Annotated in this window: 3 protein-coding genes; all 3 read left to right on the plus strand. The window is 71.5% G+C overall.

The window, feature by feature from the left end:
* Positions 1 to 15: 15 nt before the first annotated feature.
* From HUW46_RS38000 to HUW46_RS38010, 3 genes are read left to right on the plus strand one after another with little or no spacing between them, the layout of a single operon-like run.
* Complete coding sequence (locus tag HUW46_RS38000; protein ID WP_215543534.1) at positions 16 to 5,067, plus strand: non-ribosomal peptide synthetase; 5,052 nt, start codon at positions 16 to 18, stop codon at positions 5,065 to 5,067.
* Positions 5,064 to 17,261, plus strand: a complete 12,198-nt coding sequence (locus tag HUW46_RS38005; RefSeq protein WP_215543535.1) for a non-ribosomal peptide synthetase — start codon at positions 5,064 to 5,066, stop codon at positions 17,259 to 17,261. Before HUW46_RS38000 ends, HUW46_RS38005 begins: the two co-directional genes overlap by 4 nt.
* Positions 17,258 to 22,849: a non-ribosomal peptide synthetase gene (locus HUW46_RS38010; RefSeq protein ID WP_215543536.1), complete on the plus strand. Its 5,592-nt coding sequence runs from the start codon at positions 17,258 to 17,260 to the stop codon at positions 22,847 to 22,849. Before HUW46_RS38005 ends, HUW46_RS38010 begins: the two co-directional genes overlap by 4 nt.
* Positions 22,850 to 22,917 lie beyond the last annotated feature (68 nt).

A 22,917-nucleotide genomic window follows, 5' to 3' on the forward strand; every position in this document is an offset into this window, starting at 1 on the left:
TAGGAGATCAGCGGCATGGAAGCTCCGGCGACACATGCGTCACCTGCGGAACTGCGGCTGATGGTGGCCGCGTGGAACGACACGGACCGGGACGGTCCGGCCGAGTCGCTGATCGACCTGTTCGAGCGGCACGCCGCCCAGTGCCCGGACGAGCCCGCGGTGAGCGGGCCGGTCCGGCTGAGCTACGGCGAGCTCAACGGGCGGGCGAACCGGCTGGCGCGCCATCTGGTGTCGCTGGGCGTCGGCCCCGAGCAGCTGGTCGCCGTGCTGCTGCCGCATTCCGCGGACACCGTCACCGCGTTGCTGGCGGTTCAGAAGACCGGCGCCGCGTACCTGCCGATCGACCCCGGCTACCCGCCTGGCCGGGTGGCGTTCATGCTCGACGACGCGGACCCGGCCTTCGTGCTGAGCGAATCCGTTGTGGCGCAACGGTTTGACGGCATAGCGCGGCCGATCCTGCTGGACGCGCCGGGCACTTCGGGCGCGCTGGCGGACCGCGCGGAGACCGACCTGTCCGATGTGGACCGGACCGCCCCGGTGTCGCCCCGCCACCCCGCGCACGTCATCTACACCTCGGGGTCGACCGGCTGGCCGAAGGCGGTCGTGATCGAGCGCGGATCGCTCGACGACCACCTGCGCACCGCCCGCGAGCGCCATCCCGGCCTCGGTGGCACCGCGCTGTGGCACACGTCGGTGGCCTACTCGCTTTCCGTGACGGCGTTGTTCGGGCCGCTCACGGCGGGTGGGTGTGTCCTGGTCGCGCCGGATCTGGCCGGTGCCACCGAGGCCGTCGACTGCACGTTCGCCAAGGCCACCCCGAGCCATCTGCCGCTGCTGGGCTCGGTGCCCGCGGGCTCCGGGCCGAGCGACGAACTGGTGCTGGGCGGGGAAGCGCTGCTCGGTGACGCGCTGTCCCGCTGGCGCGAAGAACACCCGAAGGCCACCGTGACCAACGGGTACGGGCCGACCGAGGTGACCATCCACTGCGCCGAGTTCCGGCTGGAACCCGGCGCGCCGGACCCGTCCGGGGTGGTGCCGCTCGGCCGCCTGCTGCCCAACTCGCGCGCCTACGTGCTGGACGAGCGGCTGCGGCCGGTCGCGCCGGGCGTGGCGGGTGAGCTGTACTTGGCGGGCAGCGGCCTTGCCCGCGGTTACCTCCGCAGGCAGGGCCTCACCGCGGCGCGGTTCGTCGCGAACCCGTTCGGCGGGCCGGGCACCCGGATGTACCGGACCGGTGACGTGGCCAGGTGGACCGACGACGGCGTGCTGGAGTTCGCGGGCCGGGCCGACGACCAGGTGCAGATCCGCGGTCACCGGGTCGAGCTCGGCGAGGTCGCCGCCGCCGTGCTGGCCCAGGACACCGTGGCCGACGCCGCGGCGGTCCTGCGCGAGGACCGCCCCGGTGACCAGCGGATCGTGTGTTACGTGGTGCCTGCCGAACCGGCCCGCGCGGACCCGGTCGCGGTGCGGGCGCTGCTCGACCGGCTGCCCGAGCACATGGTGCCCGCCGCGTTCGTGGTGCTCGACGCCCTGCCGCTGACCCGGCACGGCAAGCTCGACCGGGCCGCGCTGCCGGAGCCGGAGGCGGTGCGCGTCGCGGGCGGCCGGGCACCGCGCACGGTGCGGGAAACCCTGCTGTGCGAACTGTTCGCCGACGTCCTCGGCGTGCCCGGCGTCGGCATCGACGACGACTTCTTCGCGCTGGGCGGGCATTCGCTGCTGGCGGTCCAGCTGGCCAGCCGGGTCCGCGTGGCACTGGGCGCGGAACTGGCGCCCCGCGCGGTGTTCGACGCACCGACGGTCGCCGCGCTGGCCGACCGGGTCGACCCCGCGGGGAGCGGCAGGCCGCCGCTCGTCCCCGTCGAGCGGCCAGAGTTGGTCCCGCTTTCGCCCGCCCAGCGCAGGTTGTGGTTCCTGCACCAGCTCGACGGGGTGAGCTCGACCTACAACATCGTGTGGGCGGCGCGGATCACCGGCGGGCTGGACGGCGGCGCGCTCGCCGACGCCGTCGGCGACGTGCTCGCCAGGCACGAATCACTGCGCACCGTCTTCCCCGAGCGGGACGGCGAGCCGTACCAGCTGGTGCTGGCCGCCGACCGGTCGAGGCCCGAGATGTCCATTGTGGACATTTCGGAGGACGGGCTGGACGACGCGGTGGCGGAGGCCGCCCGGCACGCCTTCGCACTGGCCACCGACATCCCGTTGCGGCCGACGCTGTTCCGGTTGTCCGACGACGAGCACGTGCTGCTGATCGTCACGCACCACATCGTCGCGGACGGCGGCTCGACCGTGCCGTTGGCGCGTGATCTGTCCGCGGCGTACCAGGCGCGGTGCGAGGGCCGTGCGCCGGACTGGGCCCCGCTTTCCGTGCAGTACGCGGATTTCGCGCTGTGGCAACGACAGGTGCAGGGCGGGGACGCGGCCTCGGCCGACCTGCTCGGCGCGCAGGTGGAGCACTGGCGCCAGCGGCTGGCGGGGGCACCCGATCTGCTGGAGCTGCCCACCGACCGGCCGCGGCGGGCGGAGGCGAGCTACCGCGGCGACCGCGTGCGCTTCCGGGTCGGCGCCGCCACCCACCGCGAGCTGGCTGAACTGGTCAGGAGCACCGGCACCACCGCGTTCATGGTGCTCCACGCCGCCTTGGCCGTGCTGCTGACCAGGATGGGCGCGGGCACCGACGTCCCGGTGGGCGCGGTGACCGCGGGCCGCAACGACGAGGCGCTCGAGGACCTGATCGGGTTCTTCGTCAACACCCTCGTGCTGCGCACCGACACCTCCGGCGATCCCAGCTTCCGCGAACTCCTCTCCAGGGTGCGCGAGGTCGACCTCGACGCCTACGACCACCAGGACGTGCCGTTCGAGCGGCTGGTGGAAGCGCTGAACCCGGCGAGGTCGGCGGCCCACAACCCGCTGTTCCAGGTGGTGCTGACCTACGAGAATGGCGTCGACGCGCAGCTCACCGCGCCGGGGCTGGTCAGCGAGACCTACTTCGTCAGCGCCGGTTCGGCGAAGTTCGACCTGTCCTTCTTCGTCTGGGAAACCCGCGACGACGAGGGCGGGCCTGCCGGGATCGAGGGCTATCTCGACTACGCGACCGATCTGTTCGACCGGTCCACCGCCGAGGCGCTGTCCGCTCGCCTGGTCCGGCTGCTGGACGGCGCGGTCGCCGAGCCGGGCGTGCCGATCAGCCGGATCGAGCTGCTCTCCGACGCCGAACGGCACGAGCTGCTGGTGACGGGCAACGACACGGCCGTCCCGGTGGCGACCGCGACGGTGCCCGACCTGTTCGCCGAGCAGGTGCGGCAGAACCCGGCCGCGCCCGCCGTGCTGTTCGACCGGGATCGGCTCAGCTACGCCGAACTCGACGCGCGGGCGAACAAGCTGGCCCGCGCGCTGGTGCGGTGCGGCGTCGGCCCGGAGCGGTTCGTCGGGGTGGCCGTGCCCAAATCGGTCGACCTCCTGGTGGCCATGCTCGCGGTGCTCAAGGCGGGCGCGGCCTACGTCGCGGTCGACCTGAGCTACCCGGCCGAGCGCATCGCGTTCATGCTCACCGACGTCGACCCGGTGCTGGTGCTGACCACCACCGAGGTGCAGAACCGGTTGCCGCAGGACGGAAACCACCTCGTACTGGACGACAAGAACACCATCGCCACCCTCGAATCGTTGCCGGGCGACGAAATCACCGACGAGGAGCGGACCCACCCGCTGCACCCGCACAACCCGGCGTTCGTCATCTACACCTCGGGGTCGACCGGCCGCCCGAAGGGCGTGGTGGTGGAGCACTACTCGCTGAGCCACTACCTGGCCTGGGCACGGCACGTCTACCCGGGAGTGACCGGGCGCGCGCTCGTGCACTCGTCGGTGTCGTTCGACCTGACCGTGACCGGGTTGTACGCGCCGTTGACCGCGGGCGGCGCGGTGCACCTGATCGAACTGGACGAAGCGGCCACCGCCAGGGTGGAGTCCGCGCAGCCGACGTTCGTCAAGGCGACGCCGAGCCACCTGCCGTTGCTGACCAGCCTGCCCGCCCAGTTCTCGCCGACCGGGCAGCTCGTCATCGGCGGGGAGCCGTTGCTCGGCGAGGTGCTGGACGAATGGCGCGCCAAGCACCCCGGCGTGACCGTGTTCAACGAATACGGCCCCACTGAGACGACGGTCGAGTGCATGGACTGCCGCGTCGAGCCGGGACAGCGGATCCCGCCGGGCGTGGTGACGCTCGGCAAGCCGAGCTGGAACACCCAGATGTTCGTGCTGGACGCCGCGCTGCGGCCGGTGCCCTTCGGCGTGGCTGGCGAGATCTACATCGCCGGCGACCTGGTGACGCGCGGCTACCACGGACGGCCGGGGCAGACCTCCACGCGGTACGTGGCGAACCCGTTCGGGCCGCCCGGATCGCGGATGTACCGGTCCGGCGATCTCGGCAAGCGCCGCCCCGACGGCGAGTACGAGTTCGTGGCCAGGGTGGACGACCAGGTGAAGGTGCGCGGTTTCCGCGTCGAGCTCGGCGAGATCGAGGCGGTCATCGGCCAGCACCCCGGGGTCGACCGGGTCGCCGTGATCGTGCGCGAGGACCAGCCGGGGGACAAGCGGCTGGTGGGCTACTTCGTGCCGGAGGACGGGGCCGCCCCGGACGCCGAGGCGCTGCGCTCCCGGTGTGCGGAATACCTGCCGGAGTACATGGTGCCGTCGGCGTTCGTCTCGCTGGACACCTTGCCGCTGACGCCGAACCGCAAGCTTGACAAGCGGGCGCTGCCCGCACCCGTCTACTCGGCCGACCCGCAGGGCAGGGCTCCGCGTACGGCCCGCGAGGAGATCCTCTGCGAGTTGTTCGCGCAGGCGCTGGGCGTCCCGCAGGTCACCATCGACGACAACTTCTTCTCGCTCGGTGGCCACTCGCTGCTCGCGGTGCGGCTGATCAGCCGGATCCGCGCCACCTTCGGCGTCGAGCTGGCGTTGCGGTCCCTGTTCGAATCGGCAACCGTCGCCACCCTCGCCGGCCAGCTGGCCACGGCCGGGGCAGCTCGACCGGCCCTGCGCCGGATGCCCAAACCCGAGGAGGTCTCATGATCCCGCTGTCCTTCGCCCAGCAGCGGCTGTGGTTCCTGAGCAGGCTCGAAGGGCCGAGTTCGACCTACAACGTGCCGCTCGGGGTGCGGATGTCCGGTCCGGTGGACCACGAGGCGCTGCGCGCGGCGCTGGGCGACGTGGTCGCGCGGCACGAATCGCTGCGGACGCTGTTCCCCGAAACCGGCGGCGAGCCGTACCAGCGGGTGCTCGCCCCCGCCGACGCGCCGGTTTCCCTTCCCCTGAACGAAATTCCCGCCGACGGCGTGGACGCGGCGATCGCGGCGGCCGTCGCCGAGCCGTTCCACCTCGACACCGAGGTTCCCTTGCGGGCCCAGTTGCTCGCGCTCGGTGCGGAGGAGCACGTACTGGTCGTCGTTACGCACCACATCATCGCCGACGGCTGGTCCACCCGGCCGTTGCTACGCGACCTGTCCACCGCGTACGCGGCCCGCTGCCGTCAGGAAAGTCCACAATGGACTGAACTGGAGGTGCAGTACTCGGACTACGCGCTGTGGCAGCGCGAAGTGCTCGGTGCCGAGGACGATCCCGACAGCATCATCAGCCAGCAGCTCGCCCAGTGGCGCGCATTCCTGCGCGGTGCGCCGGAAGTGCTGGAACTGCCCACCGACCGGCCGCGTCCCGCCGTCGCGTCCTACCGCGGCGACAAGGTCCCGCTCCGGCTCGACGGCGCGGCCCACCGCGCCGCGGTCCATCTGGCCAGGGACACCGGGACCACGGTCTTCATGGTCGTGCAGGCGGCGCTCGCGGTGCTGCTGACCCGGCTGGGCGGCGGCACGGACATCCCGATTGGCACCGTGGTCGCCGGTCGCTCGGACGAAGCGGCGGAGGACCTGATCGGGTTCTTCGTGAACACCCTGGTCCTGCGCACCGACACCTCGGGCGAGCCGACCTTCCGCGAGCTGCTGGCCAGGACGCGCGCGGTCGACCTCGACGCCTACGCGGCGCAGGACGTGCCGTTCGAGCGCGTCGTCGAAGTGCTGAACCCCACGCGCACCCTCGCCAGCCACCCGCTGTTCCAGGTGATGCTGGTGCTGCAGAACGCCAACGCCGACCGGGTCGACCTGCACGGCCTGCGCACGGAGGTGCTGCCGACCCCGGTGTCCGGGGTGGCCAAGTTCGACCTGTCGTTCGCCGTCGAGGAGGCGCTGACCGACGACGGGGAACCGGCGGGCCTCGAAGGCACCTTGGAGTACGCCGAGGACCTGTTCGACCGGGCGACCGCGGACGCCATGGCGGCTAGGCTGATGCGCGCGCTGGCTTCGGCCGTGGCCGAACCGGACCGCGCCATCGGGGAACTCGACCTGCTCGACGCGGGCGAACGGCACCGGATCCTCGCCGAGTGGAACGACACCGAGCGCCCCGTTCCCGCCGTCGACGTGGCGACCCTGTTCGAGCAGCAGGTGCGACGCGCCCCGCAGGCGCCCGCGCTGGCGGACCGGGGCACCACTCTGTCCTATGTGGAGCTCGACGCCCGCGCGAACCGGCTGGCCCACCGGCTGGCCGGGCTCGGCGTCGGTCCCGAGGCCCCGGTGGGGCTGCTGATGGAGCGGTCCGCCGAGCTGGTGGTCGCGATGCTCGCGGTGGTCAAGGCCGGTGGCGCCTACGTGCCGCTGCACGCGAGCTACCCACCGGCCAGGGTGGGCTCGATGCTGCGGGAGACCGGCGCGGCCGTGCTGATCACCGATCGCGCGCTGGCCGCGAACGCGGCCGACCTCGGCGCCACGGTGTTGGTGGTGGAGGAGCAGCGGCTGGACGAGCTGCCCGGTACGGCTCCTGGCGTCGGGCTGACCGGCGAAAACCTCGCCTACATCATGTACACCTCCGGCTCGACCGGTGATCCCAAGGGAGTCGGCGTCACCCACGCCGGTGTGGTCAGGCTGGCGGCCGACCGCGGGTGGCACGACGGCGGCGATCACCGGGTGCTGCTGCACTCCTCGCACGCCTTCGACGCCGCCACCTGGGAGATCTGGGGCGCGTTGCTGTCCGGTCACCAGCTGGTCGTGGCGCCGGAGGTCGACTTCGACGTCGACGCGCTGGCCGCCATGATCGCCGACTACCGGATCACCTCCGCGCTGCTGACCACCTCGTTGTTCAACCTGGTCGCCGAGCAGGCACCGGAATGCCTCGCACCGGTCCGCGAAATCCTGTGCGGTGGCGAAGCCGCTTCCCCGGCGGCGATGTCGTCGGTGCGGCAGCACTGCCCGAACACGCGACTGGTCAACGCTTACGGCCCGACCGAGGTCACGGTCATCGCGGCTTCGCACGAACTGGACCCGTCGGCGCCGGTCGGGAACCCGGTGCCGATCGGCGTGCCCGCGGACAACCTCCGTGCCTACGTGCTGGACACCGGTCTGCGCCTGGTGCCGCCCGGCGTCGCCGGTGAGCTGTACGTGGCGGGCCTCGGGCTGGCCCGTGGCTACGTCGGCAGGCAGGCCATGACCGCGGAACGCTTCGTCGCCGCGCCGTACGGCGAACCGGGCGGGAAGATGTACCGGACCGGCGATCTGGTGCGCTGGAACAGTTCCGGTCGCCTGGAGTACCTCGGCCGGGCGGACCAGCAGGTCAAGATGCGGGGACTCCGCATCGAACCGGGGGAGATCGAGGCGGCGCTGCTCGCGCACCCCGGCATCGCGCAGGCGACGGTGGTGGCCAGGGCGGACGGGCCGGGCGGCCGGATGCTGGTCGCCTACCTGGTGCCCGCGGACGACCGCGAGCCGGAGGCGACCGAGGTCCGGCGGCACCTCGCGCAGAGCCTGCCCACGTACATGGTCCCGACGGCCATGGTGTTCTTGACCGCGCTTCCGTTGAACTCCAACGGAAAGGTCGACCGCGCCGCGTTGCCCGCGCCGACGCTCGGCACCGGGTCGCCTGGCCAGGCGACCCACAGCGCGCGCGAGGAAATCCTTTGTGGACTCTTCGCCGAGGTGCTCGGGCTGGACTCGGTCGGGATCGACGACGGCTTCTTCGAACTGGGCGGGCATTCGCTGCTGGTGACCAGGCTGATCAGCCGGGTCCGATCGGTGCTGGGCGTGGAGCTCACGGTGCGCGAGGTGTTCGAGACGCCGACGGCGGCCGGGCTGGCCGCGCGGCTCGACGCCGCCGCCGCACCGGCGCAGCCCGCGCTGCGGCAGGTCAGCCGCCCCGAGCTGGTGCCGCTGTCGTTCGCGCAACGGCGGCTGTGGTTCCTGCACCGGCTGGAAGGGCCGAGCCCGACCTACAACATCGTGTTCGGCCTGCGGCTGCGGGGCGTGCTGGATCGCGAGGCGCTGACGTCGGCGTTGCGGGACGTGGTCGCCCGGCACGAAACCCTGCGCACGATCTACCCCGAGGTCGACGGCGTCGCGCGCCAGCAGGTGCTGGACCGGGCCGCGATCGAGCCCGTGGTGTCCGAAGTGGACGTGGCGGGGCTCGGGGAGGCGATCGAGCAGACGGCCAGGTACTCGTTCGAGCTGGCGACGGAGATTCCGCTGCGGGTCGAGCTACTCGTCGCGGGCCCGGAAGACTTCGCACTGGTCCTGGTGCTGCACCACATCGCCGCCGACGGTTCGTCGTTCACGCCGCTGGTGCGAGAGCTGGCGTCGGCGTACGAGTCGCGGTGCGCCGGGAAGGCACCGGAGTGGGATCCGCTGCCGGTGCAGTACGCGGACTACACGTTCTGGCAGCGGGAACTGCTCGGCGAGGAATCCGACGCGTCGAGCACGGCGAGCGCCCAGGTCGCCTTCTGGCGCAAGGAACTTCGCGGAATCCCGGAGCAGTTGAACCTGCCGTACGACCGGCCGCGGCCGACGGTGGCGTCGTACCGCGGTGACCACGTCGAAATCGCGCTGTCGCCGGAGGTCCACCGCGCCGTGGTGGCACTGGCGCGGTCGAGCAACGTCACGGTCTTCATGGTCCTGCAGGCCGCGCTGGCGTCGCTGTTGACGCGCCTCGGCGCGGGCACGGACGTTCCGCTGGGCACCCCGTCGGCCGGGCGGACCGACGACGCGCTGACCGATCTGGTCGGGTTCTTCGTGAACACGCTGGTGCTGCGCACGGACACCTCCGGCGAGCCGAGCTTCCGCGAGCTGCTCGATCGCGTGCGGGCCGTCGACCTCGCGGCCTACGCGCACCAGGAGATGCCGTTCGAGCGCTTGGTGGAGATCCTCAACCCCACCCGCTCCGCGGCGCACCACCCGCTGTTCCAGGTCATGCTCGGGCTGTTCCCCTATTCGGACACGCGCTTCGAACTGCCCGGCCTCGAAGTGACCACCACGGACATCAACACGCACACCGCCAAGTTCGACCTGTTCTTCCTGCTGAACGAGCAGCGGGACGAGGACGGCTCCCCGGCCGGGATCACCGGGGTGATCGAGTACGGCGCAGACGTGTTCGACCACGCGACCGCGGAGTCGATCGCGGTCCGCTGGACGGAGTGGCTGAACGCGGTGCTGGCCGATCCCGATCGGCCCGTCGGCGGGCACGACGTGCTGCTGCCCGCCGAACGCGAGCAGCTGCGAGCGTGGAACGACACAGCCGCCGAGGTTCCGCTCGCGATCATGCCGGAAATGTTCGAGGCACAGGCACAGCGCGATCCGGAGGCGATCGCCGTCGCCTGCGACGGGGTCGAACTGTCCTATGCGGACTTGAACACCCGGGCGAACCAGTTGGCGCGGCTGCTGATCGACCACGGTGTCGGCCCCGAGTCGATCGTGGCCGTGCTGACGCCCCGGACACCCGTACTGCTGGTCACCCTGCTCGCGGTGCAGAAGGCCGGTGGCGCCTACCTGCCGCTCGACCCCGGCTACCCCGAGGACCGCCTCGGCCACATCCTCGGCGCCGCGGGACCCGCCCTGATGGTGACCACAATGGACACCGCGGAGGTGGTGCCAGGTCATCCGGCGACGCGGCTGGTGCTGGACGACCCGGACACCGCGGAAATGCTGGCCGGGAAGGCGTCCGACAACATCGGCAACGGCGAGCGCGTCCGGCCGTTGCGGGTCGAGCACCCCGCCTACGTGATCTACACCTCCGGCTCGACCGGGGTGCCGAAGGGCGTCGTGGTTACGCACGCGAACCTGACGAACTTCCTCACCGCGATGCGCGAACCGTGCGCGCTGACCCCGCGGGACCGCTGGCTGGCGGTCACCACGGTCGCCTTCGACATCGCGGCACTGGAGCTGTACCTGCCGCTGGTCTGCGGGGCCAGGGTGGTGCTCGCGCCGGAGCACACCGTCCACGACCCGGACGCGCTGACCGAGCTCGCCGCCGACAGCGGGTGCACGATCATGCAGGCCACGCCGACGATGTGGCAGGTGCTGCTCGGCACGCCCGCGGAGACCTTCCGGGACGTTCGGATGCTGGTCGGTGGCGAGGCGCTGCCCGCGGGACTGGCCACGCGCATGCGCGAGCTGTCGGCCTCGGTCACCAACATGTTCGGGCCGACCGAAACCACGATCTGGTCCACGCTCGCCGCGGTGCCCGGTGACGATCGCACGCCGTCGATCGGCGGCCCGATCGCGAACACCCAGATCCACGTACTGGACGGCGAACTGCGCCCGGCGCCGATCGGCGTCGCGGGCGAGCTGTACATCGGCGGCGACGGCCTGGCCCGCGGCTACCTCGGACAGCCGACGCTCAGCGCGGAACGGTTCGTCGCGAACCCTTACGGCACACCGGGAACGCGGATCTACCGCACCGGCGACGTCGCGCGCTGGAACCGTGACGGGGAGCTGGAATTCCTCGGCAGGGTCGACCACCAGATCAAGCTCCGCGGGTTCCGCGTGGAACTCGGCGAGATCGAGAACGTGCTTTCGCGGCACCCCGAGGTCGCGCTGTCGGCTGTGGTCGCGGGGGAGAACCAGCAGCTGATCGCCTACGCCACCCCGCTCGACCGGCCGCAGTCGGCCGACGACGACGGCGTCGCGCGGCAGCAGGTCGACGACTGGCAGCAGGTCTACGATTCCGCGTACCAGGAAGAGGCGAAAACCGGGGAATTCCGGGAAAGCTTCTCGGTGTGGCGGAGCAGTTACGACGACGCGCCCATTCCGCTTCCCGAAATGCGCGCGTGGCGCGATTCGACGGTGACGCGGATCCGAGGGCTACAGCCGCGGCGAATACTGGAGATCGGTGTCGGCTCCGGTCTGCTGCTGTCCCAGCTCGCCCCGGACAGCGAGGCGTACTGGGCGACGGACTTCTCGGACGTCGCCGTGACGGAGTTGCAGGAAGTCGTCGCCCAGAACCAGGACCTGATGGACCGGGTCATGCTGCGGACGCAGCCCGCCGACTCGTTCGACGGCCTGCCGACCGAGTTCTTCGACACCATCGTGATCAACTCGGTCGTGCAGTACTTCCCGAACGTCGACTACCTCGTTTCCGTGCTGCGGCAGGCGATCCGACTGGTGGTCCCCGGCGGCGCGGTGTTCATCGGGGACGTGCGGAACCAGCGCCTGCTCCGGTGCTTCCGCGCGGCGATCGAGGTGACGCGTCATCCGAACGAGGATCCGGCCGAATGGTCGCGCGCCGTGGCGCAGGCCGTCCGGCGGGAAAAGGAACTGCTGATCGAGCCGGAGTTCTTCCCGGCACTCGGCGGTGTGCTCGACGACGTGCACGCGGTCGAGATCGGGGTCAAGCGAGGTGTGCCGGAGAACGAGCTGAGCCGCTACCGCTACGACGTCGTGCTGCGCAGCGGCGCTTCCGCTCCGGAAACCGAAGAGGAAGCGCGGGAACTGCGGTGGGGCAAGGACGTCGCGGATCTCGGCGCGCTGGAGGCCGAGCTGACCGGGTCCGGCGCGACGGCGGTGCGGGTGACCGGCATGCCCAACGCCCGCCTGCTACCCGAACTTGCGGCGCTGGCCGCTGTCGACGAAAAGCCTTCTGTGGCGCCGAGTTCGCCGGTCGACCCGGACGAGCTGTACGAACTGGGCGGCAGGCACGGGTTCCGCACCGGGGTCTCCTGGTCGCCGGACGCCGAAGACGGCAGTGTCGAAGCCGTTTTCACCCGTGATCCCTCGCCCGGTGCCGGTGCCGTCGGGATCGTGTACCCGGCCGTGGCGCGGAAACGGCCGCTCGCCGGGTACGGGAACGATCCCACCATGCCGTACCAGGCCGACGCGCTGGGCAAGTCGCTGCGGTCGTACCTGCGGCGCTGCCTGCCGGAGTACATGGTGCCGTCGGTGGTGACTGTGCTCGACGAGCTGCCGTTGACGGGCAACGGAAAGGTCGACCGGAAAGCACTGCCCGCGCCAGCGGTGGCCGGTGCGGCGGTGTCAAGGGGCCCGAGGTCGGCACGGGAAGAAATCCTTTGTGGACTGTTCGCCGAGGTGCTCGGACTGGACTCGGTGGGGATCGACGACGGGTTCTTCGACCTCGGCGGGCACTCCATCCTGGCGATCAGGCTGGCCAGCCGGATCAGGACGGTGTTCCAGCGCGAAATGCCGGTGTGGTCGATCTTCGAGGCGGGCACGGTGGCGCGGCTGGCGGCCAAGCTGGACGGCGCCGACGCCGGCCGCGCTGCGCTGGTACCGGTCGAACGGCCGCGGTACGTGCCGCTGTCATTCGGCCAGCGCCGGTTGTGGTTCCTGCACAAGCTGGAAGGCCCGAGCCCGACCTACAACATGCCGATCGCGCTGCGCGTGTCCGGCAACCTCGACCGTGCGGCGCTGGAGGCGGCGCTCGCCGATGTCGTGCGGCGGCACGAACCACTGCGCACGGTGTTCCCCGAACACGACGGAGTCCCGTACCAACGCGTTCTCGACATCGCCGAGGCACGTCCGGAGCTCTCGGTCGTCACCGTCGGCGCGGCCGGGTTGACCGACGCCGTGCACGAGGCCATGGGCCACGGCTTCGACCTCGCCGTCGAAGTCCCGATCAAGGTGACCCTGTTCGAGTTCGGCGAGCACGAGTACGCGTTGCTGCTGCTGATCCACCACATCGCGGCGGACGGGCTGTCACTGGGGCCGTTGCGCCGGGACCTCGCCGCCGCCTACGCCGCCCGCCGGGCCGGTGAAGCTCCACAATGGACCGACCTGCCCGTGCAGTACGTCGACTTCACCCTGTGGCAGCGGGAGGTCCTCGGCGCGGACGACGACCCGGAGAGCACCATCGGCAAGCAGCTGGACTTCTGGCGGGAGACCCTCGCCGAGCCGCCGAAGCCGATTCGACTGCCGATCGACCGGCCGCATCCGGCGACGCCGACGCACCGGGGCGACGACGTGCGCTTCCTCGTGGACGCCGCGACCCACGCCGGCATGGTGGAACTCGCGCGCGAGCACGACGTCACGATGTTCATGGTCGTGCAGGCCACGATCGCGACACTGCTGACCAAACTCGGCGCGGGCACCGACATCCTGATCGGCACCTCGACCGCGGGCAGGGCCGACATCGCGCTGGACGATCTCGTCGGCTTCTTCGCCAACAACCTCGCGCTGCGCAACGACATCTCGGGCGACCCGACCTTCAGCGAACTGCTGACCAGGGTGCGGCAGGCCAGCATCGCCGCGTACGCCCACCAGGACGTGCCGTTCGACCGGCTGGTCAGCGAACTCCGCCTGGAGCATTCGATGACCCACCACCCGCTGTTCCAGGTCACGATGTCCTACGCCGGGGCCACAGACGAGCGGTGGGAGCTGGCTGGCCTGCGGGTCGACGCTGCCGATTTCGGGGCCGGTGCGGCAAAGCTGGACCTGCACTTCGGGATGGCGGAAACCTTTACCGAGCAAGGACTTCCCGCCGGGCTCGACGGGGTCCTGGAATTCGCCGTGGACGTGTTCGACCGCGATTCGGTCGAGTGGATTTCCGCGCAGTTGATGCGGTTGTTGTCGGATGTCGTCGCGGCTCCCGACCGCCGGTTGAGCGCGCTGGAGGTGCTGCCGGGCCGCGAACGCCGCCGGCAGCCAGTGGAGGAGGAGTTGATGGACGGAGCAGCACCGGCGGCGACGATTCCGACGTTGTTCGCCGAGCGGGTCGAGCAGGGACCGGACATGCCCGCGGTGGTGTTCGGGGACGAAACCGTGACGTACCGGGAACTGGACGCGCGGGCCAACCGGCTGGCGCGGTACCTGGTCGGCCGCGGGGTCGGGCCGGAGCGGTTGGTCGCGGTCGCCCTGCCGCGGTCGGTGGAGCTGATCGTGGCGCTGCTGGCCGTGCACAAGGCAGGGGGAGCGTACGTGCCGCTGGATCCGGGTTACCCGGTCGACCGGCTCGAGTTCATGCTCGCCGACTCCTCGCCCGTGTGCCTGGTGACGACGCGCGAACTGGTGGACGCGCTGCCCAGGGTCGACGGGGCTTCGCCGCCGCCGGTGGTGATCGACGACCCGGCCGTTTCCGGGGCCGTGGCCGAACTCCCGGACGGACCCGTCCAGGACAGCGAGCGGTTGGCGCCACTGAGCGTGGACTCACCGGCGTGGGTGATCTACACGTCGGGGTCGACCGGCAGGCCGAAGGGCGCGATGGTCACCCACCGCGGCGTCAAGAACCTCGTCGTCGGGCAGGGCGAGCGGTTCGGCATCTTCCACGGCAGCCGGATGCTGCAGTTCGCTTCGCTGAGCTTCGACGTGGCGGCGGGCGAGATCTACGGGACCCTCCTCTGCGGCGCGTGCCTGGTGATGGCCGAGGTGAACCTGGCCGTGCTGCCCGAGGTGCTCGCGAAGCAGGCGGTGACGCACCTGATGATCCCGCCGGTGGCGCTCGGCGCGCTGCCGGAGGGGGCGCTGCCCCCGATGATGACGCTGGTGGTGGGCGGCGACGCGACGCCGCCGGAACTGGTGGCGCAGCTGGCTCCCGGCAGGCGGATGGTCAACGCGTACGGCCCGACGGAGGCCACGGTGTGCGCGACGATCAGCGAGCCGCTGTCGCCGATGGACAAGGTGATCCCGATCGGAAGGCCGATCGCGGGGACGAAGGTCTTCGTGCTGGACCGGCGGTTGAGCCCGGTGCAGCCGGGCGTCGTCGGCGAGCTGTACGTGGCTGGCGCTGGACTCGCCCGCGGCTACCTCGGCAGGCCCGCGCTGACCGCGGACCGGTTCGTCGCCAACCCGTTCGGCCCCGCGGGCACGCGGCTGTACCGGACCGGTGACCTGGCGCAGTGGAACCAGCGGGGCGAGCTGGTGTTCGCGGGCCGGGTGGACGACCAGGTGAAGGTGCGGGGCTTCCGCATCGAACTCGGCGAGATCGAAGCGGTGCTGCGGCGGCATTCCGCGGTGGCGCAGGTCGCGGTGATCGTGCGGGAGGACCGGCCGGGCGACCGCAGGCTGGTGGCCTACGCCGTGGCGAACGGCGAACCGGCCACCGCGGAGGAACTGCGCGAGCACGTCGCGGGCCAGCTCCCCGAGTACATGGTGCCCTCGGCGTTCGTGGCGCTCGACGCGCTTCCGGTGACTCCCAACGGAAAGCTGGACAAGGCCGGGCTGCCCGCGCCCGTCAACGAGGCAGCGGAGGAGGTGGCCGACGGTCCGCGCGACGCCCGCGAGGAGGTCCTCTGCCGCCTGTACGCCGACGTGCTCGGGCTGTCCCACGTCAATCCCGACCAGGACTTCTTCATCCTCGGCGGCGACAGCATCATCTCCATCGAACTCGTCGCCGCCGCCCGCCGCACTGGTCTCGCCATGACGGTGCGGGATGTCTTCGAACAGCGCACCGTCGCGGCGCTGGCCTCGGTGGCGACCTGGGAGGAAGCACCGCAGGCCCGAGCGGACGACGCCGACGCCGATGCGGAATTCGGTCCCCTGCCGATCATGGGGTGGCTGCGCGAGCTCACCGGCGAGTACGACGGGTTCAACCAGTCCGTCGCGGTGCGCCTGCCGCGCGGCATCCGGTCGGAGGACCTCGAAACGGCGCTGCGGGCCGTGGTCGACCACCACGAGTCGTTGCGCCAGCAGCTCACCGTCGGACCGGACGGCGAATGGACGTTCACCCTTCGCCCGGTCGGCGAGCCGCCGATCGCGGAGGTGCTGAGCAGGGTCGACCTCGCCGGGACGGCCGAAGCGGAGATCGAAGCGGCGACTTCGGCCGCGGCGGACGCCGCGCGCGATCGCCTGGCCCCGCGGGACGGCCTGCCGATGCAGGCGGTGTGGTTCGACTTCGGCGAAGAGCGCGCCGGCCGGCTCCTGCTCGTCGTGCACCACCTGTCGATCGACGTGGTGTCGTGGCGGATCCTGCTGCCGGACCTGGCACTGGCGTGGCGGCACGCGGCGGCGGGCAACACACCGCAGCTCGACCCGGTGCCGACGCAGGCGCGGACCTGGGCACGCGGCCTCGCCGAGGAGGCGGGCCTGCGGGACAGGGTGGCCGAGAGCGACACGTGGCAGCGGTTGCTGGAAGGCACGGAACCAGTGCTGGGCAAGCGAACCCTCGACCCGGCGGTGGATGTGGCGAGCTCGCTTCGCTACCTGTCGACCACGCTGCCGGTGGAGCACACCGAGCCGCTGCTGACCACGGTTCCCGGGGCGTTCAACGCCGGTGTCAACGATGTTCTGCTCACCGGGCTGGCCCTCGCGGTCAACAAGTGGCGGGACACGCCGGACAGCGCGGTCTTGCTCGATCTGGAGGGCCACGGTCGCCAGGACGTGGTGCCGGGCGCCGATCTCTCCCGCACCGTGGGCTGGTTCACGAACATGTACCCGGTGCGGCTGGAGCCCGGCCCCGCCGACTGGCAGGAGGTCAGTGCGGGCGGGCCCGCGATCGGCCGCGCGCTCAAGGCGGTCAAGGAGCAGCTGCGCGTCATTCCCGGCCACGGCATCGGATTCGGGTTGCTGCGCTACCTGAACACCGAGACCGCGCCCGCGCTCGCCGAACTCGCGACCCCGCAGCTCGGGTTCAACTACATCGGCCGGTTCGGGGTCAGCTCCGGTGACGGCACCGGCGAGGACTGGGGCCAGGTCGACGATGTCGGCAAGCCACCCGCCCTCGATCCGGCCCAGGCCGTGCCGCACGTGCTGGAGATCAACGCGGCGGCGCTGGACGGGCCCGACGGGCCCAGCCTGTCGGTGACCTGGGCGTGGCCGGAGGGCCTGCTGGCCGAGCCGGACGTGGCCGAGCTGGCCGAGGCGTGGTTCGACGCGTTGCGGGCGCTGGCCAGGCACGCGGTGGACCCGAGCGCGGGCGGCCTGACGCCGTCGGACCTGTCGATCGACCTCGGGCAGTCCGAGATCGACGAGCTGGAAGCCGAACTGGAAGCGGAACTGGGGGCGCTGGAGTGACCAAGTCGAAGCTCGAGGACGTAGTACCGCTCACGCCGCTTCAGGAAGGCATGTTCTTCCACGCCGCCTACGACGACGACGGCGTCGACGTCTACCAGGCGCAGTGCGTGCTCGCGCTGGAGGGCGGGCTGGAACCCGAGGTGCTCCGGACGGCCGCGGCGAGCCTGGTCCGCCGGTATCCGGTGCTGCGGTCCGGTTTCCGGGTGCGCAAGACGGGCGAGCCGATCCAGGTGATCTACCGCGAGGTCCCGCTCGATTGGTCCGAAGTGGACCTTTCGGGGCTCGGCGCCGAAGAGCGGGACGCCGAGCTCGGCGAGCTGCTGACCGCGGACTGGGCGAAGCGGTTCGACCTCGGGCGGCCACCGCTGCTGCGGTTCACCCTGGTCAAGATCGCGGCGGGGGAGCACCGGCTGGTGCTGACCAACCACCACATCCTGGTCGACGGCTGGTCCCTGGCGGTGCTGATCGACGACCTGTTCGCGCTCTACGCCAGCGGCGGTGACGCGTCGGGGCTGCCGAAGGTCACGTCACACCGAAACTTCCTGGCCTGGATGTCCGAACAGGACAGTGCGGCGTCGTCGCAGGCGTGGCAGGTGGCGCTGGCCGGGGTGGACCGGCCGACGCTGGTGGCGCCGGGCGCGGCCCCGCACTCCGAACTGCCCGCGCGCATCACCGTCCCGGCGGACGAGGAACTGGGCGGGCGGCTCCGCCAACTGGTCCAGACCACTGGGTTGACCGCGAACACCTTGGTGCAGGCGGCTTGGGCGAGCGTGCTCCACGCCGTCACCGGGCGCGAAGACGTGGTGTTCGGCACCATCGTGTCCGGCAGGCCGCCGGAGATCGACGGCATGCAGAAGATGGTCGGGATGTTCATCAACACCGTGCCGGTGCGGGTCCGGCTGCGGCCGGGCGCGAGCGCGGCGGAGAACCTGGCCAGGCTCGCCGACGAGCAGTCGAGGCTGATGGCGCACCAGCACCTCCGGCTGACCGACGTCACCAGGCAGACCGGCCTCGCCACCCTGTTCGACACGTTCGTGGTGTTCGAGAACTACCCGGTCGACACGTCCGCTCGGGAGATCGCGCCTGGCCTGCGGCTGGCCGAGATCACCGGCGACGACGCCGCGCACTACCCGTTCCGGCTCGCGGTCCGGCTGACCGGCGACCGGCTGCAGACCGTGCTGGAATACCGGCAGGACCTCTTCGACGAGGTCACCGCGAACTGGGTCGCGGACGCGTTCGAGCGCGCGCTGCGCTACCTGATCGACGCCGCGGACGGCCCGCTCGGCACGCCGGTCACCCTCGCCGACGCCGAGCGGATCGAGCTTTTCGGTGACCTGCTTCAGGAATCCGCCCCCGCACTGGCCGACGACGCGCAGGCGCCCGCTCGCCGGATCCGCGATCCGCGCGAAGAGATCCTGTGCGGCCTCGTCGCCGACGTGCTGCGCCTCGACCGGGTCGCGCCGGACGACGACTTCTTCGACATCGGCGGGCACTCGCTGAGCGCCATCCAGCTGTTGTCCCGCATGCGGTCCGTGTTCGGCGCGGAGCTGCCAGTCCGCGCGGTCTTCGAGGCGCCGACCGTCGCCGGCCTGGTGGCGCGGCTGGACGAGGCCGGGATGGCGAGGCCCGCGCTGAAGCAGGCGGTGCGCCCGGACCGGATCCCGTTGTCCTTCGCCCAGCAGCGGCTGTGGTTCACCTGCCAGCTCGAAGGCCCCAGCGCCACCTACAACCTGCCGATGTCGATGCGGCTGACCGGCGAGCTCGACCGGAAGGCACTGGTGGCCGCGCTCGGCGACGTGGTGGGCAGGCACGAGAGCCTGCGCACGCTGTTCGTCGAGGTGGACGGCATGCCGTACCAGCGAGTGCTGCCGCAGTCGCAGGCACGCCCCGCGGTCGAGTTCGTCGAGGTGCCGGGGGAGGGGCTGCACGACGCGATGCTCCGGGCCGCGACCACCACCTTCGACCTGGCCACCGAGCTGCCGGTGCGGGCGTGGCTGTTCGCGACCGGACCGCGCGAACACGTGCTGCTGATGCTGACCCACCACATCGCCAGCGACGGCTGGTCCGCCGGGCCGCTTGGCCGCGATCTCGTCGCCGCGTACACGGCGCGCCGCGACGGGCGGCGTCCCGACTGGCCGGAACTGCCGGTGCATTACGCGGATTACACGCTGTGGCAACGGGAACTGCTCGGCTCGGAGTCGGATCCGCACAGCCTCGTCAGCACCCAGCTGGACTTCTGGCGGGACAACCTGGCGCAGCTGCCGAACCAGCTCGAACTGCCGACCGACCGTCCGCGCCCCGCCACGCCGAGCTACCGGGGCGACGTGGTGACCTTCGAGGTGGACGCCGGCGTGCACCGCGGGCTGGCCGAGCTCGCGCGCGCCAGCCAGTCCAGCATGTTCATGGTGGTGCACGCGGCGATCGCCGCCCTGCTCACCAGGATGGGCGCGGGGACCGACGTCCGGCTCTGCACCGTGGTCGCCGGTCGCAACGACCAGGTGCTGGAGGATCTCGTCGGGTTCTTCGTGAACACCTTGGTGCTGCGCACGGACACCTCGGGCGAGCCGAGCTTCCGCGACCTGGTCGGCCGGGTCCGCCAGGGTGACCTGGCGGCGTTCGCGCACCAGGACGTGCCGTTCCAGCGCGTGGTGGCGATGGCCAACCCGACGCGGTCGGCCACGGCGCACTCGCTGTACCAGGTGATGCTGGTGTTCCAGAACAACGAGGGCCCGACGCTGGACATGCCGGGCCTGACCGTGGCGGCCGAGGACTTCGGCATCGGCGCCGCCCGGCTCGACCTGTCCTTCAGCGTCGCCGAGCGGTTCGACGACGGCGCGCCGAAGGGGATCCACGGCACGCTGGACTACGCGCTCGACCTGTTCGACGCCGAGACGGCGCAGGGCATCGCGGACCGGCTGGCGTGGCTGCTCACGCAGGTCGCCGACAACCCGGACCTCCACCTGGGCGGGCTCGACCTGCTGTCCGCGACGGAACGCGGTCAGCTGGTGGCCGCCGCCGAAGACGCCGAGCCGCCCGCCACGTTGCCCGCCCTGTTCGCCGCACAGGCCGAACGGACCCCGGACCGTCCCGCGGTCGAGTACGGCGGAACGGCGGTCAGCTACGCCGAACTGGACGAGCGCGCCAACCGGTTGGCACACCACCTGATCGGCCTCGGCGTCGGGCCGGAGCAGGTGGTCGCGCTGGCACTGCGCCGGTCCACCGAGTTCGTGGTGGCCGTACTGGCGGTCACCAAGGCGGGGGCCGCGTACGCGCCGGTCGATCCGGACGACCCCGCCGCGCGGTTCGACTACCTGTTGGCCGATCTCGCTCCGGCGGTGGTGCTGACCACCCGGTCCGTCGACGGGCCCGCCCCGCGCGGCGCCACGGTCGTCGAACTCGACGACCTCGACCTGACCGGGCTGCCCGCCACCGAGCCGGCCGACTCCGACCGCGGCGCGCCGCTGCGGCCGGAGCACCCCGCCTACGTGATGTACACGTCCGGCACCACCGGGAGTCCGCGCGGGGTCGTGGTCACCCACGCCGGGCTGACCGATCTCGCCGCCAACCAGCGCGCGCACTACGAGATCACGCCCGAGTCCAGGGTGCTCCAGTTCGTCTCGACCAGTTTCGACGTGTCCGTCGCGGAGCTGACCCTCGCGCTGCTTTCCGGCGCCTGCCTGGTGGTGCCGCCGCGGCAGCTGGCCGGTGCGAACCTGGCGTCCGAACTGGACCGGTCGCGCATCACCCACGTGCACGTGCCGCCGTCGGCGATGCTGGGCGTGCCGACGGTGCCGCTGCCGCACCTGCGCGCCTGGATCACCGGCGCGGAGCCGTGTCCCGAGAAGCTGATCGATTTCTGGTCGCGGGACCGGCTGGTGGTCAACGCCTACGGGCTGACCGAAACGACCGTGGACGTGACGTTCACGCGATGCCGTGCCGGTGAACGGAATTCCGGGATCGGACGGCCGATCCGCGGCGCGCGGACCTACGTGCTGGACGCGGCGATGCGGCCGGTGCCGCCGGGGGTGCCCGGTGAGCTGTACGTCGCGGGCTCCGGTCTGGCCCGCGGCTACCACGGGAGGCCGGCGCGGACCGCCGAACGGTTCGTGGCCAACCCGTTCGGTCCGCCGGGTTCGCGGCTGTACCGCACCGGGGACCTCGCGCGGTGGCGTCCGGACGACGGGCCCGGCGCCACGCGGTGGCGGCTGGACCTGATCGGGCGCGCGGACGACGAGGTCAAGATCCGCGGTTTCCGGGTCGAGCTCGGCGAGGTCGAAGCGGTGCTGCGCGGGCACGACCGGGTCGCCGCGGCGGCCGCGGTGGTGCGCGAGGACCAGCCAGGCGAACGGCGGCTGGTCGCCTACGCGGTGCCGTCGGGTGAACCGGTCTCGGAGGACGAGCTGCGCGCGTACCTCGCCGACCAGCTCCCCGACTACATGGTGCCTTCGGTGTTCGTGTCGCTGGCGGAACTGCCGTTGACGCCCAGCGGAAAGCTCGACCCGGCCCGGCTCCCCGCCCCGCCGTCGCGGTCCCGGTCCGCCGGGCGGGCGCCGAGGAGCCTGCGGGAATACGTGCTGTGCCGGTTGTTCGCCGAGGTGCTCGGTGTGCCTGAGATCGATCCGGAGGACGATTTCTTCGACCTGGGCGGGAATCCCCAGCTGTGCACGAGGCTGGCCGCGCGGATCCGGTCGGCGCTGACCGTCGACCTGACCGTGCGCGAGGTGGTCGACGCACGGACCCCGGCCGGGGTCGCCGTGCTGCTGACCGGCGCGGCCGGCGCGGTGGACACGTTCAGCCGGGTACTGCCGATGCGCGTCAACGGCGAGCTGCCGCCGTTGTTCTGCCTGCCCCAGATCACCGGGATGAGCTGGCGGTACGTCAACCTGCTCTGTGCGCTCGACCCCCGGGTTCCGGTGTACGCGCTGCAATCCGAGGGGCTCACCGGGGACGGTCCGCTGCCGACCACGCTCGCCGAGATCGCCGCGGACTGCGTCGAAACCATCCGCGGCATCCAGCCGGAAGGTCCTTACCACCTGATCGGCTGGTCCTTCGGCGGCAACCTCGCGCAGGCGGTCGCCGTGCGGCTGCAGGAGGCGGGCGAGCGCGTGGGCCTGGTGGCGATCCTGGACTCGTACCCGGGGGAGGACCCCGAGAACAAGGTTCCGCCGCAGGACCACCCGATGATGTCGGCCATGCTGGACGGCTACGCCCGGTTCTACGACGGCATCGAAGACGTGCAACCGCCCGACGATCTCGCCGAGCTGCGCGCGCAGTGCCTCAGCTACCTCGGCCGCGGCCGCAGCGAGTTGCGCTACCTGTCCGTCGAGCAGCGCTCCCGGATCCTGGACGTCATGCTCGCCAACGTGCGGACCCTCCTGCTCGAAGAACCGGAGCGCTACACCGGCGACGTACTGCTGATCGCCGCGCTCCGGGACGAAAAGCCATGGGAGACACCGGATACCTGGAAGTCCCGTGTGGACGGATCGATCCGGGTGACCGAAGTGGACTGCCGCCACGACGAGCTGATGGACCCCGGCCCGGTAGCCGAGATCTGCGCGGCACTGGCCCCGTACCTCGAAGAGGAGTGACCAGGAGTCCGTAACGAAGAACTGGTTCGAGGCGTGGCGGCGATGAGCCGCCACGCCTCGAGTCGTTG

Origin of the sequence: Amycolatopsis sp. CA-230715, from assembly GCF_018736145.1 — a bacterium.
GTDB lineage: Bacteria > Actinomycetota > Actinomycetes > Mycobacteriales > Pseudonocardiaceae > Amycolatopsis.

Coding starts and splice junctions, on each gene's coding strand:
- HUW46_RS38000 (WP_215543534.1), top strand. CDS start 16: ATGGAAGCTCCGGCGACACATGCGTCACCTGCGGAACTGCGGCTGATG.
- HUW46_RS38005 (WP_215543535.1), top strand. CDS start 5,064: ATGATCCCGCTGTCCTTCGCCCAGCAGCGGCTGTGGTTCCTGAGCAGG.